At 47.5% G+C, this 16,504-nt stretch carries 11 protein-coding genes, 8 tRNA genes and 3 rRNA genes; 20 read left to right on the top strand and 2 right to left on the bottom strand.

What is annotated here, in order from left to right; all coding sequences use genetic code 11:
• The first annotated feature begins 119 nt into the window (after positions 1-119).
• The gene (locus CEF20_RS16210) at positions 120-731 is read left to right on the top strand and encodes a KinB-signaling pathway activation protein (RefSeq protein ID WP_100332842.1); all 612 of its coding nucleotides are present in this window, start codon (positions 120-122) and stop codon (positions 729-731) included.
• A 40-nt stretch (positions 732-771) separates the two neighbouring features.
• On the opposite strand, the gene CEF20_RS16215 is transcribed toward CEF20_RS16210, so the two are convergent.
• Positions 772-1,518 carry a polysaccharide deacetylase family protein gene (locus CEF20_RS16215; protein ID WP_100332843.1) on the bottom strand — a complete coding sequence of 249 codons (747 nt, stop codon included), beginning with the start codon at positions 1,516-1,518 and terminating at the stop codon, positions 772-774.
• 114 nt (positions 1,519-1,632) lie between these two features.
• On the opposite strand from CEF20_RS16215, the gene CEF20_RS16220 reads away from it, so the two are divergent.
• The 13 genes from CEF20_RS16220 to rocF all read left to right on the top strand — a co-directional run bounded on the left by CEF20_RS16220 (position 1,633) and on the right by rocF (position 9,036).
• A complete protein-coding gene (locus CEF20_RS16220; RefSeq protein WP_332849205.1) occupies positions 1,633-1,878 on the top strand; it encodes a hypothetical protein in 246 nt (81 codons plus the stop codon).
• A gap of 216 nt (positions 1,879-2,094) precedes the next feature.
• A 16S ribosomal RNA gene (locus CEF20_RS16225) occupies positions 2,095-3,649 on the top strand.
• Between the two features lie 166 nt (positions 3,650-3,815).
• Positions 3,816-6,749: ribosomal RNA gene (locus CEF20_RS16230) — 23S ribosomal RNA — on the top strand.
• Positions 6,750-7,159: 410 nt separating this feature from the next.
• Positions 7,160-7,275: ribosomal RNA gene (gene rrf / locus CEF20_RS16235) — 5S ribosomal RNA — on the top strand.
• Together the 16S, 23S and 5S rRNA genes with 8 tRNA genes alongside form the textbook arrangement of a ribosomal RNA operon.
• A gap of 14 nt (positions 7,276-7,289) precedes the next feature.
• A tRNA-Asn gene (locus tag CEF20_RS16240) sits at positions 7,290-7,364 on the top strand.
• A 2-nt stretch (positions 7,365-7,366) separates the two neighbouring features.
• Positions 7,367-7,439 (top strand) — tRNA-Thr (locus CEF20_RS16245).
• A gap of 20 nt (positions 7,440-7,459) precedes the next feature.
• Positions 7,460-7,534, top strand: a tRNA-Glu gene (locus CEF20_RS16250).
• A 5-nt stretch (positions 7,535-7,539) separates the two neighbouring features.
• Positions 7,540-7,615, top strand: a tRNA-Val gene (locus CEF20_RS16255).
• 8 nt (positions 7,616-7,623) lie between these two features.
• Positions 7,624-7,699 (top strand) — tRNA-Thr (locus CEF20_RS16260).
• 10 nt (positions 7,700-7,709) lie between these two features.
• A tRNA-Tyr gene (locus CEF20_RS16265) sits at positions 7,710-7,793 on the top strand.
• A gap of 46 nt (positions 7,794-7,839) precedes the next feature.
• A tRNA-Gln gene (locus CEF20_RS16270) sits at positions 7,840-7,914 on the top strand.
• A 6-nt stretch (positions 7,915-7,920) separates the two neighbouring features.
• Positions 7,921-7,993: transfer RNA gene (locus CEF20_RS16275), tRNA-Lys, on the top strand.
• 143 nt (positions 7,994-8,136) lie between these two features.
• The gene (gene rocF / locus CEF20_RS16280; RefSeq protein ID WP_100332844.1) at positions 8,137-9,036 is read left to right on the top strand and encodes an arginase; all 900 of its coding nucleotides are present in this window, start codon (positions 8,137-8,139) and stop codon (positions 9,034-9,036) included.
• Between the two features lie 24 nt (positions 9,037-9,060).
• Here rocF and CEF20_RS16285 read toward each other — a convergent pair whose 3' ends face one another.
• Positions 9,061-9,216, bottom strand: coding sequence for an aspartyl-phosphate phosphatase Spo0E family protein (locus tag CEF20_RS16285; protein WP_100332845.1), 156 nt, complete (start codon positions 9,214-9,216; stop codon positions 9,061-9,063).
• Positions 9,217-9,423: 207 nt separating this feature from the next.
• Here CEF20_RS16285 and sigW point away from each other — a divergent pair, with 207 nt between their 5' ends.
• The 6 genes from sigW to glmS all read left to right on the top strand — a co-directional run bounded on the left by sigW (position 9,424) and on the right by glmS (position 16,218).
• Positions 9,424-9,987: an RNA polymerase sigma factor SigW gene (gene sigW / locus CEF20_RS16290; RefSeq protein WP_100332846.1), complete on the top strand. Its 564-nt coding sequence runs from the start codon at positions 9,424-9,426 to the stop codon at positions 9,985-9,987.
• Between the two features lie 20 nt (positions 9,988-10,007).
• Positions 10,008-10,616 (top strand): anti-sigma factor family protein, encoded by a 609-nt coding sequence (locus CEF20_RS16295; protein WP_100332921.1) that lies wholly within the window; start codon positions 10,008-10,010, stop codon positions 10,614-10,616.
• A gap of 163 nt (positions 10,617-10,779) precedes the next feature.
• Positions 10,780-11,616 (top strand): diadenylate cyclase CdaA, encoded by an 837-nt coding sequence (cdaA, locus tag CEF20_RS16300; protein WP_100332847.1) that lies wholly within the window; start codon positions 10,780-10,782, stop codon positions 11,614-11,616.
• A complete protein-coding gene (locus CEF20_RS16305) occupies positions 11,609-12,592 on the top strand; it encodes a CdaR family protein (protein WP_100332848.1) in 984 nt (327 codons plus the stop codon). Before cdaA ends, CEF20_RS16305 begins: the two co-directional genes overlap by 8 nt.
• A gap of 41 nt (positions 12,593-12,633) precedes the next feature.
• A complete protein-coding gene (gene glmM, locus CEF20_RS16310) occupies positions 12,634-13,983 on the top strand; it encodes a phosphoglucosamine mutase (RefSeq protein WP_100332849.1) in 1,350 nt (449 codons plus the stop codon).
• 432 nt (positions 13,984-14,415) lie between these two features.
• A complete protein-coding gene (gene glmS / locus CEF20_RS16315; RefSeq protein ID WP_100332850.1) occupies positions 14,416-16,218 on the top strand; it encodes a glutamine--fructose-6-phosphate transaminase (isomerizing) in 1,803 nt (600 codons plus the stop codon).
• Positions 16,219-16,504 lie beyond the last annotated feature (286 nt).

Here is a 16,504-nt window from a genome sequence, read left to right on the forward strand (position 1 = left end):
CTGTTAATATGAGCAAAGCACAGGAAAATATACAACCGCGCCATCAACCTTTACCTAGCTTTTTCTTATGGTCGTTGATACAATCAAAAGAGCATAACTATATAGTTGGGGGTAAGAGTGTGACCATCCGAAGTTGGGTTAAGTTTTTTGTACATACATTAATCATCGGCGGACTTGCCGCTGGAATCGTCGGCCTGTTCATTCGCTGGGATGAATTATCTCCTTTGATGTCGAAGGGAGACTGGACGGATGTGTTTTCGATTGTTGTATGGCATATTGCTGTTGGCTTTACTTTCAGTGTCATCAGTCAAATGGGCTATTTTGCTTATTTAACTGTTCATCAGTTTGGGGTAGGAATGTTTCGCTCTTTTTGGACGAGTGTCCAATTGTTATTGATTGCTTTCGTATTATTCGATCTTGTTTATTTCCGCTTCCAAGCTTTTGCTGATAAAGGAGAGTCCTTGGTGCCATACCTCTCATTAGCAGGCTTTTTGCTTGTTGTTGGCCTTGTGACTGCTGCGCTGAAAGCGAAACAGACGCAAAAAAAGGTGTTCATTTCCGCGCTGTTCTTTATGGTCGTGTTAACAGTGCTCGAATGGCTGCCCGTATTGCAAGTCAACGACAAAAAATGGCTGTATATCATGCTGCTAACCCTGCTGCCCTGCAATGCCTTTCAGCTGCTGTTTCTGCCCAAGTACAATCAGCAAGCTAAACAAAAAAGCGGCGCTTAAGAGACCCGCTTTTTTGTCATTTGATCATTGAGGCTGAACATTAGTTGATGAGCTTCGTTTCAGCTGTTCCGTTGGCGATTAATTCAGATACAGTGACGATCTTGCTGCGGGCTGATAAATAGTCGATGGCTTCGGGCAGGAGTTCGTTTGTTTGTTTAGCTGAATCCGAAGCGTGCAGGAAGATAATATCTCCTGGTCCCGCTTCTTTTATTTTGGCCAAAATCCGGGCGGCGCCGGGGTTTTTCCAATCCTTCGTATCAACGCTCCAGTGCACATAGGTCATTCCCATCTGATCAGCGATATTCACCACCTCTTGATTAAAATGGCCTGTCGGTGCCCGCATCAGCTTGATATCCTCTATTTGCAGTTTTTTAAACACCTCTTGCGCTTTCAGGATATCCCTTTTGATTTCTTCAGCGGTTAACGCAGTGTAATCAACATATTGATAGCCGAGTAAGCCGATGTCATAATGATGTTTCTTCATCTTTTTTATTAAATCGGGATGGCGCTCTGCCCATGAACCAGATAAGAAAAAGGTGGCTTTTGTTTTATGGCGAATGAGCGTCTGGACAATCTTTTCGGCTTTTTCATCGCCCCAGCCAATATCAAAAGTTAGAGCGATCCCTTTTTCACCTTTATAAATGGCTTTCGGTGTCTCCTTTGAAGAGAAAACGGGGATGCTCAGAAAGTTTTGTGTAAATAATAAAAGAGCGGTAAAAAAGGAAACAGACAGTAAAAGCAAAAAGCGCTTAGCTTTCTTGGCGTTTAAAGAATAAAAGAAAGTCATGCTCTCCCCCCGGTTCAATGGTCTTAATCATTTTTATGAGCATGTACATAAATAATATGACAAACAAATTGAGCCGGCGAATAGCATAGAGATATAAAGTGAATACAACGGAAAATGGGTGATGAAATGCTTGCGCTGTTAATTAATGAAGAAGAAAAGCGGGAAATTTACTATTTAATAAAAAGGGAAATGGACGAGATCCTGTTTGATTGGGGCGATACGCGAATAGATATAGCCGTTAAGCAATCCATGAAAAAGAAGTACGACCGGCTGTTTGAACTGTTCAAGCGGGTTGCTTCAGAGAGAGAATGCTTGGAATATCTAGGCTACCAAAAAAGTATGACAAAAAAATATAAATAAATCATTGACTTCAAAAAAGGATCATGATAAATTATTAAATGTCGCTAAAACAACAGCAAAAAATAAATTTTAAAAAAACGATTGACTTTCACACAGAACAGATGTTAATATGAGAAAGTCGCTGTTAACGACACCGAATGAAATTGATCCTTGAAAACTGAACAAAATAAACGTCAACGTTAATTCAATTTATTATTATGAGCTAAGCAAACAATCTTATCGGAGAGTTTGATCCTGGCTCAGGACGAACGCTGGCGGCGTGCCTAATACATGCAAGTCGAGCGGACTTAGCGGGAGCTTGCTCCTGCTTAAGTCAGCGGCGGACGGGTGAGTAACACGTGGGTAACCTGCCTGTAAGACGGGGATAACTCCGGGAAACCGGGGCTAATACCGGATAAGTTCTTTCTTCGCATGAAGGAAGATTGAAAGGCGGCTTCGGCTGTCGCTTACAGATGGACCCGCGGCGCATTAGCTAGTTGGTGAGGTAACGGCTCACCAAGGCGACGATGCGTAGCCGACCTGAGAGGGTGATCGGCCACACTGGGACTGAGACACGGCCCAGACTCCTACGGGAGGCAGCAGTAGGGAATCTTCCGCAATGGACGAAAGTCTGACGGAGCAACGCCGCGTGAGTGAAGAAGGTTTTCGGATCGTAAAGCTCTGTTGTCAGGGAAGAACAAGTGTCGGAGTAACTGCCGGCACCTTGACGGTACCTGACCAGAAAGCCACGGCTAACTACGTGCCAGCAGCCGCGGTAATACGTAGGTGGCAAGCGTTGTCCGGAATTATTGGGCGTAAAGCGCGCGCAGGCGGTCTTTTAAGTCTGATGTGAAAGCCCACGGCTCAACCGTGGAGGGTCATTGGAAACTGGAAGACTTGAGTGCAGAAGAGAAGAGCGGAATTCCACGTGTAGCGGTGAAATGCGTAGAGATGTGGAGGAACACCAGTGGCGAAGGCGGCTCTTTGGTCTGTAACTGACGCTGAGGCGCGAAAGCGTGGGGAGCGAACAGGATTAGATACCCTGGTAGTCCACGCCGTAAACGATGAGTGCTAAGTGTTGGAGGGTTTCCGCCCTTCAGTGCTGCAGCTAACGCATTAAGCACTCCGCCTGGGGAGTACGGCCGCAAGGCTGAAACTCAAAGGAATTGACGGGGGCCCGCACAAGCGGTGGAGCATGTGGTTTAATTCGAAGCAACGCGAAGAACCTTACCAGGTCTTGACATCCTCTGACCGCTCTGGAGACAGAGCTTTCCCCTTCGGGGGACAGAGTGACAGGTGGTGCATGGTTGTCGTCAGCTCGTGTCGTGAGATGTTGGGTTAAGTCCCGCAACGAGCGCAACCCTTGATCTTAGTTGCCAGCATTCAGTTGGGCACTCTAAGGTGACTGCCGGTGACAAACCGGAGGAAGGTGGGGATGACGTCAAATCATCATGCCCCTTATGACCTGGGCTACACACGTGCTACAATGGATGGTACAAAGGGCTGCAAGACCGCGAGGTTTAGCCAATCCCATAAAACCATTCTCAGTTCGGATTGCAGGCTGCAACTCGCCTGCATGAAGCCGGAATCGCTAGTAATCGCGGATCAGCATGCCGCGGTGAATACGTTCCCGGGCCTTGTACACACCGCCCGTCACACCACGAGAGTTTGCAACACCCGAAGTCGGTGGGGTAACCCTTACGGGAGCCAGCCGCCTAAGGTGGGGCAGATGATTGGGGTGAAGTCGTAACAAGGTAGCCGTATCGGAAGGTGCGGCTGGATCACCTCCTTTCTAAGGATAACGGAAAGTAAGAACGCTGTTCTTACTCCAACGAAACGTGACGTTTTATTTTGTTCAGTTTTGAAGGATGAATGCCTTCAAAAGATCAACATTGTTCTTTGAAAACTGGATAATATCGTATAAAGTAACCAAGCAATACCGAGTAATCGCCATTTTAGGTTAAGTTAGAAAGGGCGCACGGTGGATGCCTTGGCACTAGGAGCCGATGAAGGACGGGACTAACACCGATATGCTTCGGGGAGCTGTAAGTAAGCTTTGATCCGGAGATTTCCGAATGGGGAAACCCGCTGTTCGTAATGGAACAGCATCCCTGTCTGAATCCATAGGACAGGAGAAGGCACACCCGGGGAACTGAAACATCTCAGTACCTGGAGGAAGAGAAAGCAAACGCGATTCCCTGAGTAGCGGCGAGCGAAACGGGAACAGCCCAAACCAGAAGGCTTGCCTTCTGGGGTTGTAGGACACTCTATATGGAGTTACAAAAGAGCGGCATAAGCGAAGCGGTCTGGAAAGGCCCATCAGAGAAGGTAACAATCCTGTAGCTGAAATGCCTCTCTCTCCTGAGTGGATCCTGAGTACGGCGGAACACGTGAAATTCCGTCGGAATCCGGGAGGACCATCTCCCAAGGCTAAATACTCCCTAGTGACCGATAGTGAACCAGTACCGTGAGGGAAAGGTGAAAAGCACCCCGGAAGGGGAGTGAAAGAGATCCTGAAACCGTGTGCCTACAAGTAGTCAGAGCCCATTTATGGGTGATGGCGTGCCTTTTGTAGAATGAACCGGCGAGTTGCGATTTCATGCGAGGTTAAGCCGAGAAGGCGGAGCCGCAGCGAAAGCGAGTCTGAACAGGGCGAATGAGTATGAGGTCGCAGACCCGAAACCAGGTGATCTACCCATGTCCAGGGTGAAGGTAAGGTAACACTTACTGGAGGCCCGAACCCACGCACGTTGAAAAGTGCGGGGATGAGGTGTGGGTAGCGGTGAAATTCCAATCGAACCTGGAGATAGCTGGTTCTCTCCGAAATAGCTTTAGGGCTAGCCTCAAGGGAAGAGTCTTGGAGGTAGAGCACTGTTTGGACTAGGGGCCCCCATCGGGTTACCGAATTCAGACAAACTCCGAATGCCAAAGACTTATCCTTGGGAGTCAGACTGCGAGTGATAAGATCCGCAGTCAAGAGGGAAACAGCCCAGACCGCCAGCTAAGGTCCCCAAGTATACGTTAAGTGGAAAAGGATGTGGAGTTGCTTAGACAACCAGGATGTTGGCTTAGAAGCAGCCACCATTTAAAGAGTGCGTAATAGCTCACTGGTCGAGTGACTCTGCGCCGAAAATGTACCGGGGCTAAACGTATCACCGAAGCTGCGGATGGACACCAATCGGTGTCCGTGGTAGGAGAGCGTTCTAAGGGCGGAGAAGCCAGACCGGAAGGACTGGTGGAGCGCTTAGAAGTGAGAATGCCGGTATGAGTAGCGAAAGAAGGGTGAGAATCCCTTCCACCGAATGCCTAAGGTTTCCTGAGGAAGGCTCGTCCTCTCAGGGTTAGTCGGGACCTAAGCCGAGGCCGACAGGCGTAGGCGATGGAGAACAGGTTGATATTCCTGTACCACCTCTTTACCATTTGAGCAATGGGGGGACGCAGGAGGATAGGGCAAGCGCGCGGCTGGATATGCGCGTCCAAGCAGTTAGGCCGGTGACGAGGCAAATCCCGTCACCATACAGGCGGAGCTGTGACGGCGAGGGAAATAAAGTACCGAAGTTCCTGATTCCACACTGCCAAGAAAAGCCTCTAGCGAGGTAACAGGTGCCCGTACCGCAAACCGACACAGGTAGGCGAGGAGAGAATCCTAAGGTGAGCGAGTGAACTCTCGTTAAGGAACTCGGCAAAATGACCCCGTAACTTCGGGAGAAGGGGTGCTCTTTGAGGTGAATAGCCTCGAGGAGCCGCAGTGAATAGGCCCAGGCGACTGTTTAGCAAAAACACAGGTCTCTGCGAAGCCGTAAGGCGAAGTATAGGGGCTGACGCCTGCCCGGTGCTGGAAGGTTAAGGGGAGCGCTTAGCATTAGCGAAGGTGTGAACTGAAGCCCCAGTAAACGGCGGCCGTAACTATAACGGTCCTAAGGTAGCGAAATTCCTTGTCGGGTAAGTTCCGACCCGCACGAAAGGCGTAACGATCTGGGCACTGTCTCAACGAGAGACTCGGTGAAATTATAGTACCTGTGAAGATGCAGGTTACCCGCGACAGGACGGAAAGACCCCGTGGAGCTTTACTGCAGCCTGATATTGAATTTCGGCACAGCTTGTACAGGATAGGTAGGAGCCTTTGAAACCGGAGCGCCAGCTTCGGTGGAGGCGCTGGTGGGATACTACCCTGGCTGTGTTGAACTTCTAACCCGCACCCCTGATCGGGGTGGGAGACAGTGTCAGGCGGGCAGTTTGACTGGGGCGGTCGCCTCCTAAAAGGTAACGGAGGCGCCCAAAGGTTCCCTCAGAATGGTTGGAAATCATTCGCAGAGTGTAAAGGCACAAGGGAGCTTGACTGCGAGACCTACAAGTCGAGCAGGGACGAAAGTCGGGCTTAGTGATCCGGTGGTTCCGCATGGAAGGGCCATCGCTCAACGGATAAAAGCTACCCCGGGGATAACAGGCTTATCTCCCCCAAGAGTCCACATCGACGGGGAGGTTTGGCACCTCGATGTCGGCTCATCGCATCCTGGGGCTGTAGTCGGTCCCAAGGGTTGGGCTGTTCGCCCATTAAAGCGGTACGCGAGCTGGGTTCAGAACGTCGTGAGACAGTTCGGTCCCTATCCGTCGCGGGCGCAGGAAATTTGAGAGGAGCTGTCCTTAGTACGAGAGGACCGGGATGGACGCACCGCTGGTGTACCAGTTGTCTTGCCAAAGGCATCGCTGGGTAGCTATGTGCGGACGGGATAAGTGCTGAAAGCATCTAAGCATGAAGCCCCCCTCAAGATGAGATTTCCCATAGCGCAAGCTAGTAAGATCCCTGAAAGATGATCAGGTAGATAGGTTCGAGGTGGAAGCGTGGCGACACGTGAAGCTGACGAATACTAATCGATCGAGGACTTAACCAACGAAAAGCGAAAGCGGCCGATCAGACTCGGCAGGCATAAGACGGACCGCCAAAGTGGCGTTCTTGGCCACACAGGCGTGACGGCTTATGACCGAGAGTCTGGCCGCTGCAGCTGGACAACGAAAAGCGGAAGGCGCTCGTCCAGCGGCGACAAGCACAAGATCAGCTGACTGAAGGTTGTTTTTGAACCTTGAAGACAGATGAGCTTGTGACCTCGAGCCGCTAGCGCCTGCAGCTAGACAAAACGAAAAGCGGAAGGCGCTCATTCAGTCCCTTCTGCTGGGCAGCACAAACAATGGCACGGTATAGCAGGTTACAATAGATATTATCCAGTTTTGAAAGAATAAAAATTATAATAAAAAAGCTTGCAAAGCAATAAGATTTTGTTATAATAAACCTTGTCTTTAATGGTCTGGTGGCGATAGCGAAGAGGTCACACCCGTTCCCATCCCGAACACGGAAGTTAAGCTCTTCAGCGCCGATGGTAGTTGGGGTTTTCCCCCTGTGAGAGTAGGACGCTGCCAGGCGATTGGACAACCATTCCGCAGTAGCTCAGTGGTAGAGCAATCGGCTGTTAACCGATCGGTCGTAAGTTCGAATCTTACCTGCGGAGCCATTGCTTCCATAGCTCAGCAGGTAGAGCACTTCCATGGTAAGGAAGAGGTCACCGGTTCGAGCCCGGTTGGAAGCTTACTATTTTTTAAAAGAGTTGGCCCGTTGGTCAAGTGGTTAAGACACCGCCCTTTCACGGCGGTAACACGGGTTCGAATCCCGTACGGGTCACCATTTACGGAGGATTAGCTCAGCTGGGAGAGCATCTGCCTTACAAGCAGAGGGTCGGCGGTTCGATCCCGTCATCCTCCACCATGTGAAGTGCCGGTGTAGCTCAACTGGTAGAGCAACTGACTTGTAATCAGTAGGTTGGGGGTTCAAGTCCTCTTGCCGGCACCACTTATTTATTGGAGGGGTAGCGAAGCGGCCAAACGCGGCGGACTGTAAATCCGCTCCTTCGGGTTCGGCAGTTCGAATCTGCCCCCCTCCACCATTTCCCATACATATTTGTGCGTACTTTGCTGACTATTTATAAATATTGGGCTATAGCCAAGCGGTAAGGCAGCGGATTTTGATTCCGTCATTCGAAGGTTCGAATCCTTCTAGCCCAGCCATTGCCGGAGCCATTAGCTCAGTTGGTAGAGCATCTGACTTTTAATCAGAGGGTCGAAGGTTCGAGTCCTTCATGGCTCACTTCTCAAAAGCTGTTTAATCACACAATGATTAAACAGCTTTTTTGTGCGGAAAGAAGAATAAATATTCAGAAATTTGTTTGGTTGAGTCACGCTGGAGGTTCTTAGTACAATAAAGCTAACATCCAAAGGGGAGTGATTGGAGTGACCAGAAAAATAGGACTTATCGGAGTGCCGATGGATCTTGGCCAGCTGCGTAGAGGAGTCGATATGGGACCGAGCGCCATCCGCTATGCTGGTGTATTGGAAAGAATCCAAGCGCTGGGAATCGATGTGGAGGATTGCGGTGATATAGAGATTAATAGAAGCCATCCGGCTGGGGCGGAATCTATTCATCTAAAAAATGTAAAGGCTGTAACAGAAGCAAATGCCAAGCTTGCCTGTAAAGTGGATGAAGTTATACAGTCGGGACGTTTTCCGCTTGTGCTCGGCGGTGATCACAGTGTTGCGATCGGCACGTTAGCCGGAACAGCCAAGCACTATCAAAACCTGGGTGTTATTTGGTATGATGCCCATGGAGATTTAAATACACCCGAAACGTCCCCTACTGGAAATATTCACGGCATGTCGCTGGCGGTTAGTTTAGGCATTGGCCACAAAGATTTGGCCGAAATCCATGGATACTCGCCTAAAATAAAGCCGGAGAATATTGTAATTATTGGCGCCCGGGCGCTTGATCCAGGAGAAAAAGCTTTAATCAACGAGCTGGGGATTCAAGTGTATACTATGCATGAAGTAGATCGTCTCGGCATGACAGCCGTCATGAAAGAAGCGATTGCTTATTTAGCGGATAAAGTGGATGCCGTTCATTTATCGTTAGATTTGGATGGACTGGACCCGATGGATGCTCCGGGGGTCGGTACGCCAGTAAATGGGGGGATAACCTATAGAGAAAGCCACTTAGCGATGGAAATGCTGGAAGAGAGCGGTTTGATTACATCCGCGGAGTTTGTAGAAGTCAATCCGATCCTTGATGAAAGAAACAAAACAGCTTCAGTGGCTGTCGCGTTAATCGGCTCTTTACTGGGGGAAAAGCTGCTGTAACAGATAATTATATAGCCTTCTTCCTTATTTCTTCATCTCGTATTCATTTAATAACTCATCCAGCTTCGTGCTTATTTCAACGACTTTCGTATCAGAAAATGAGGTTTTCATCGCTAACAAGACCATTTTATTTCGATATTGTTCAATTTCATTCAAGATGTCCGGTGTCGTCGGCATCATATTTGTCACCCCTGTCTAATGAAAGATTTAAAACCATCATACCCGATTTGAAGACCATGCAAACAGCTTTTTCAAGCATATCTTCAGTCTGCTAGAATAGAAGATGGTTTGTTGGAAGGATGATGATTCTAAAGCAATAAAATTTTGAAACCTTTTGGTGGCATAATCGTATATAATGTTACCTGCCAGGGCGGAGGTAAAAGAGCAATGGAGTTAATAGTGCATAGAAGAATTAAACAAGTGCTTAAAGGGGATCAGAACGCGTTTGGTGAGATTGTTGAATTTTATAAAGATAAAGTGTATCAAATTTGCTTCCGGATGCTGTGGGACCGGCATGAGGCGGAAGATGCAGCTCAGGAAGCCTTTATTAAAGCTTTCATCAATATCCACACCTACGATCCCAAAAGGAAATTTGCAACATGGCTGTACAGAATAGCCACCAACCTTTGTATTGACCGAATTCGTAAAAAAAAGCCCGATTATCATCTGGATGCAGAAATAACTGGCACAGAAGGACTCAATATGTATTCTCAGATTTCCTCAGGCGATAGGCTTCCTGAAGAGGAAGTGGAGAGCTTGGAATTGCAGGAAACGATTCAAAAGGCGATTTTTAGACTGCCGGAAAAGTACCGTTCTGTGATCGTCCTCAAGTATATTGAAGAGCTGCCGCTGCAGGAAATTGCCGATATTTTGGATTTGCCTCTGGGCACCGTGAAAACAAGAGTGCATCGGGGACGTGAAGCACTTCGAAAATATTTACGGAATTTGTAATCGAAGGGATGTGTACGATGATGGCTTCTTGTCCAAAACATATTGTAGAATTTATGCATAGTCACTTAGATGGAGAGCTTGATACGGGGCAGCTGCAAGAGCTGAAAAGCCATTTAGACAGCTGCAGCAGCTGCAGGCAGCATTTTTTGGAACTGAAAAAGACCATTGCCTTTGTGCAAAGCACCTCCCATATACAGGCGCCCGCCGGGTTTACAGAAAAAGTATTATATGCCTTGCCAAAGGAAAGAAAATCCATTGGCGTGCAGCGCTGGTTCAGGCAACATCCATTTTTTACAGCAGCCTCCTTATTTCTTGTGCTCATGACAGGCGGCTTCTTTACGATGTGGCAGCAAGGGGAAGAGAAATTCGCCTTTACCAAGCATGACCAATTAGAAGTGGAGAATCACACTGTGGTTGTCCCGGCAGGAAAGAGGATAGACGGCGATATTGTTGTGGAAAATGGAGATATTCGAATAGAAGGCGAAGTAAAGGGCAATGTAACAGTCATTAACGGCGATAAATATATGGCATCTGCTGGAAAGGTGTCCGGAGAAATTGAGGAGGTTGATGAAGTGTTCGGTTGGGTGTGGTACAAAATGAAAAAAACAGCGTCGGATATATTCCAATAGGAATGGCTGTTGCTGTTTAGACAAGAGCTGGCTCCTTCCGTGCTGAGACAAGGCCAGCTCCTTTTACATTCGTCTTCCATAAAGAATGTGTTATAATGTATAAGTTAAGTCAGACACTCAGCCTCTATACGGCTACAGTCATTACATTATTGGAGGATGTAATATGCCGTTTTCAAACTTCTTTCAAGAATTTACCGTGTTGGATTATTTGTCCAATGCATTAGATATACTACTTGTATGGTTTGTTGTTTATAAATTGCTGATGGTGATACGGGGAACGAAAGCGGTTCAGCTGTTAAAAGGAATATTTGTCATCGTAGCGATCAGAAGTGCCAGTGGTTTACTGGGTTTGGATACGTTAAGCTGGATTATGGAACAAGCCTTAACATGGGGATTTTTAGCCGTTATTATTATCTTCCAGCCGGAAGTAAGAAGGGCTCTTGAACAGCTTGGGCGCGGAAGGCTGTTTGCCAGAAATATCACGCAGGAGAATGAAGAGCAGCGCAAGATGGTGGAAGCCCTTGTGAAGTCAGTTAGTTATATGGCGAAAAGACGGATCGGGGCGCTTATCTCTATTGAGAAGGAAACGGGGCTGAATGATTACATAGAAACAGGCATTATGATGAATTCAGCCATATCGTCTGAACTGCTGATCAATATATTTATTCCGAATACTCCGCTTCACGATGGGGCTGTTATTATTCAAAAGAATCAAATCTCAGCCGCAGCCTGTTACTTGCCGCTTTCAGAAAGCCCGTTTATCTCTAAGGAGCTAGGCACACGCCACCGGGCAGCTTTAGGGATAAGTGAAGTAACAGACAGCATTACGATTGTCGTCTCTGAAGAAACCGGAGCGGTATCCGTGACGAAAAACGGAGATTTATACCGCGAATTATCACCTGAGGAATTTAAGAAGCTCTTGCAGCATGAATTGCTAACCATCGAAAAGAATGATTCCTCGAACCGGTGGAGTTGGAGGGTGAAAAAGAATAATGGATAAATTTGTAGATAGCCCATGGTTTATGCGCGCCATAGCATTTTTGCTGGCTGTGTTACTTTATACATCGGTGAATTTTGATGATTTTGAACTGGACCAAAAAGCGGACAACTCATCGCGAGAAAACAGCGAGATCCTTACCGGTGTGCCGGTGCAGGCCTATTTTGATTCGGAAAATTTGTTTGTTTCTGGCTTGCCGAAGAAGGTCCAAGTAAAAATAGAAGGCCCGAAAAGCATTATAGAATCCACTAAGCGATTAAAGGAATACGAGCTTTTTGTCGATTTAACCAACTTGAGCATCGGCGAGCACCGCGTCCGGATCAAACATAAGAATTTCTCTGATAAATTAAGAGTGACCGTGCAGCCGGAAAGGGTGAATCTCACGATTGAAGAAAAGGTATCAGATCTGTTTGTGGTAGACCCGGAATTTAATGATAATTTGCTGGCAGAAGGCTACCAAGTGGAAGATCTATCTGTCGATCCGCGGCGTGTGAAAATCATTGGTCCAGAGGAAGCGATTAATAAGATTGCCTATGTTAAAGCCACGCTTGATGCTAAGCAAAAGGTGGATAAAGAAACAACCGGCACCGCCAAAGTCCAGGTGCTTGACAGCGAGCTCAACAAGCTGGACGTCAAAGTCGAGCCGGAGACCGTTCAAGTATCCATTACTGTGAAGAATCCAAGCAAGAAAATCAAGTTGGATGTGTTTCCAAAGGGAACGCCGCCTAAGGGAGTAACCGTCACGGGAATTGAACCTGAAACAGAAGAGCTGACCATCTATGGGAAAGAATCCATATTGGAAGAGATAGAAGAACTGATGGTTCCCATTGATGTGAGCGACATCCGGAAAAGCACAACGGTGAAGGTTCCTATTGAATTGGCAGAGGGATTAAATTTTGTATCCCCGCAAACCATTAAAGTAAAAGTAACAGCAGAGGGAAGTCCGGAAAGTAAACCGGAAGAAGAAACCAATGAATAAGCTTTGTTTTCTATTAGGCAAATAAAGGAGAGAGTCTATTAATGGGTAAGTATTTTGGGACAGACGGAGTCAGAGGAGTAGCGAATGCGGAACTTACTCCAGAGTTAGCCTTTAAGTTGGGAAGATTTGGAGGGTACGTTTTAACGAAAAACGCAGAACGTCCAAAGGTCTTAGTCGGTCGGGATACACGCATCTCTGGCCCTATGCTTGAAGGTGCCCTAGTAGCCGGTCTATTGTCAATTGGAGCGGAAGTGATGCGCTTGGGAGTGATTTCTACACCAGGTGTCGCTTACTTAACAAAAGCGATGGATGCTCAAGCGGGTGTCATGATCTCTGCTTCTCATAATCCGGTCGCAGATAACGGCATTAAATTCTTTGGATCAGACGGATTTAAGCTGTCGGATGAACAAGAAGCGGAAATTGAAGCGCTGCTTGATCAAGAAGAAGATACGTTGCCGCGCCCAACCGGCGGAGAGCTTGGCCAGCTGAACGACTATTTTGAAGGCGGCCAAAAATATATCCAGTACTTGAAACAGTCCGTTGATGAAGATTTTTCCAATATCCATGTCGCGTTAGATTGCGCACACGGAGCAACTTCTTCTTTAGCGACTCATTTGTTTGCTGATCTGGAAGCGGATATTTCCACAATGGGGACTTCCCCGGACGGCCTGAATATTAATGATGGAGTCGGGTCTACTCATCCGGAAGCCTTGGCCGCGTTTGTGAAGGAGAAGGGAGCCGATATTGGTCTGTCTTTTGACGGCGATGGCGACCGCTTAATTGCTGTGGACGAAAAAGGAAACATTGTAGACGGCGATCAAATCATGTACATTTGCGCGAACTACTTAAATAAAGAAGGCCAGCTGAAGGATTCTGTTGTCGTGTCTACGGTGATGAGCAATCTTGGCTTCTATAAAGGTTTAGAAGAGCATGGCATTCAAAGCGTGCAAACGGCTGTCGGTGACCGCTATGTCGTGGAAGCGATGAAAAAGCATAATTACAATCTTGGCGGAGAGCAGTCGGGGCATATCATTTTCCTTGATTACAACACAACGGGAGACGGGCTGTTAACAGGGCTTCAGCTTGTCAATGTTATGAAGATGACGAAAAAGCCATTATCTGAACTCGCAGCAGAGATGAAGAAATACCCGCAAATCCTTGTGAATGTCCGGGTAACGGATAAGCATAAGGTAGCGGAAAATGAAAAAGTGAAAGCCGTGATTGAAGAAGTGGAAGCGGAAATGGGCGGAAATGGCCGCGTATTAGTGCGCCCGTCTGGAACGGAGCCGCTCGTTCGCATCATGGTGGAAGCCGCAACTGAAGAGCAATGTCGAGCGTATGTAGAACGCATTGCCACCGAAGTGAAAAAAGAAATGGGATTAGAGAAGTAGGCAAGCAGTTCCCAATCGAAAGCAATGAAAAGAGGCGCAAATGCGTCTCTTTTTCATAGTTTGTTAATAGAATAGGCTTAATTTTTAAAAAGCCGAAGATGTTAGTTGACTGATGGAAAATAAGTAGTGTATGATTATCGTGTTTTATTACTTTATTGTAAAGGAGGCAGAGTAAAGGTAAGGATTATATTTCTCAAAAGCGCCTGAACTAGCGGGAGAGAGCCCAGCTAGTTGACGAGGAGGAGGTTTATCGAGCAATCGGCGGATGCCTCCCGGTTGAGCCGGCACAACCGTCAGTTCTTCCTTAAAACATAAAGGCAACTTTATGCACAAAGGGAAGGAAATGCGGCACAAAAAAGAGTGAAAAGGGAAGAGCGGTTAAGAAGCGCTCTGCTTGTTATCCCCATCTTCCACATTAGGAGGAAATTTGACATGTGCGGAATCGTTGGTTATATCGGATACAGCGATGTGAAAGAAATTTTATTAAAAGGATTGGAAAAACTGGAGTACCGCGGTTATGATTCTGCGGGAATTGCTATTCGAAATGAAGAAGGCATTCACGTTTTTAAAGAAAAAGGCCGGATTGCAGATTTAAGAAAGAGTGTTGATCCGAGCGTAGCGGCCAAGGCCGGAATTGGACATACCCGCTGGGCGACTCACGGAGCGCCAAGCAAGCTTAATGCCCATCCGCATCAGAGCGTCTCCGGCCGTTTTACCCTTGTGCATAACGGCGTCATCGAGAACTATGAGCAATTAAAGAAAGAATATTTGTTTGATACTCCACTGAAAAGTGATACGGATACAGAAGTAATCGTGCAGCTAATCGAACTTTTCGTAAATGAAGGCCTGGACACGGAAGCAGCCTTCCGAAAAACATTGAAGCTGTTGAAAGGTTCTTATGCCCTAGCGCTGTTAGACACCGAAGCGCCAGATGCAATCTTCGTAGCCAAAAATAAAAGCCCGCTGCTTGTCGGTTTAGGCGAAGGCTTTAACGTGGTGGCTTCCGATGCCATGGCGATGCTGCAGGTAACCGATCAATTCGTAGAGTTGATGGATCAAGAAATGGTCATCGTGACAAAAGAGCAAGTCACAATTCAAAATCTTGATGGTGAACGGATCACACGGGCACCTTATACAGCGGAATTAGATGCCAGCGACATTGAAAAGGGCACATATGCTCACTACATGATAAAAGAAATCGACGAGCAGCCGCTCGTTACCCGCAAGATCATTCAAGCGTACCAAAGTGAAACAGGCAAGCTATCCATCGATGCCAATATCCTTCAAGCGCTGAATGAAGCGGATCGTCTATATATCGTGGCATGCGGCACAAGCTACCACGCAGGACTCGTAGGAAAGCAATTCTTAGAGAAAATGGCAAAAATCCCGACTGAAGTTCATGTAGCGAGTGAATTTGTTTACAACATGCCAATGCTTTCTGAGAAACCTTTATTTATCTTTATTTCACAAAGCGGAGAGACAGCTGACAGCCGGGCGGTATTAGTGAAGGTGAAAGAGCTTGGCTATCAAGCATTAACAATCACCAACGTACCTGGCTCTACCCTTTCCCGTGAAGCAGACTATACATTATTGCTTCACGCCGGCCCTGAGATTGCTGTGGCCTCTACAAAGGCCTATACAGCCCAAATTGCTGTACTCGCGATCTTAGCGAACGCAGCGGCCCAATTCCGCGGCCGGGCATTAGACTTTGATCTAGTCCATGAGCTCGGCATTGTCGCCAACGCCATGGAAATCCTTTGCGATGCCAAAGAAGAGCTGGAACAAATTGCCCGAGACTATCTGGCCACGGCCCGCAATTGTTTCTTTATCGGCCGTTCTACCGACTTCTACGTTGGTCTTGAGGGCGCTTTAAAGCTGAAAGAAATTTCTTATATTCAGGCAGAAGGCTTTGCCGGAGGAGAACTCAAGCACGGCACAATCGCCCTGATCGAAGACGGCACGCCGGTCATCGCCTTGGCGACACAGGAAGGCGTTAACTTAAGCATTCGCGGCAACGTCAAAGAAGTAGCAGCCCGCGGCGCCAACCCATGCGTCATTTCCATGAAGGGACTCGAATCCGAAGACGACCGCTTCGTCATCCCGGAAGTCCATGAGCTGCTTACACCGCTCATTTCCGTTATTCCCCTTCAGCTGCTCGCTTACTACGCAGCCCTGCACCGCAACTGCGACGTCGACAAACCGCGGAACCTGGCCAAAAGCGTAACCGTGGAGTAAGCGGGAGCAAGTATATAAATGGAAATGTGGCTTTGAAATAAAGTCGTATTGTTTATAAAAGGTTTCACCGTTTTACCCCTTTAGATTACAGTAGTCTAAAGGGGTGTTTTTATGTCCAAAAGAGCCAAAACATCGCACGTTAAGAAGCGGATTAAAGAAGGCTGTGGTGTTGAATCAGAATAAAGTTTGCAGAATGAGAAAAAAGTCTGCATAAGAAGAAAAAAGTTTGCACGAAGTCTCGTGGGTGTATCCATAGTATGGGTATATTCACGGGGTTTTTTTATGT

The sequence above is a fragment of the Bacillus xiapuensis genome (assembly GCF_002797355.1).
Classification (GTDB): Bacteria; Bacillota; Bacilli; order Bacillales; family Domibacillaceae; genus Bacillus_CE; species Bacillus_CE xiapuensis.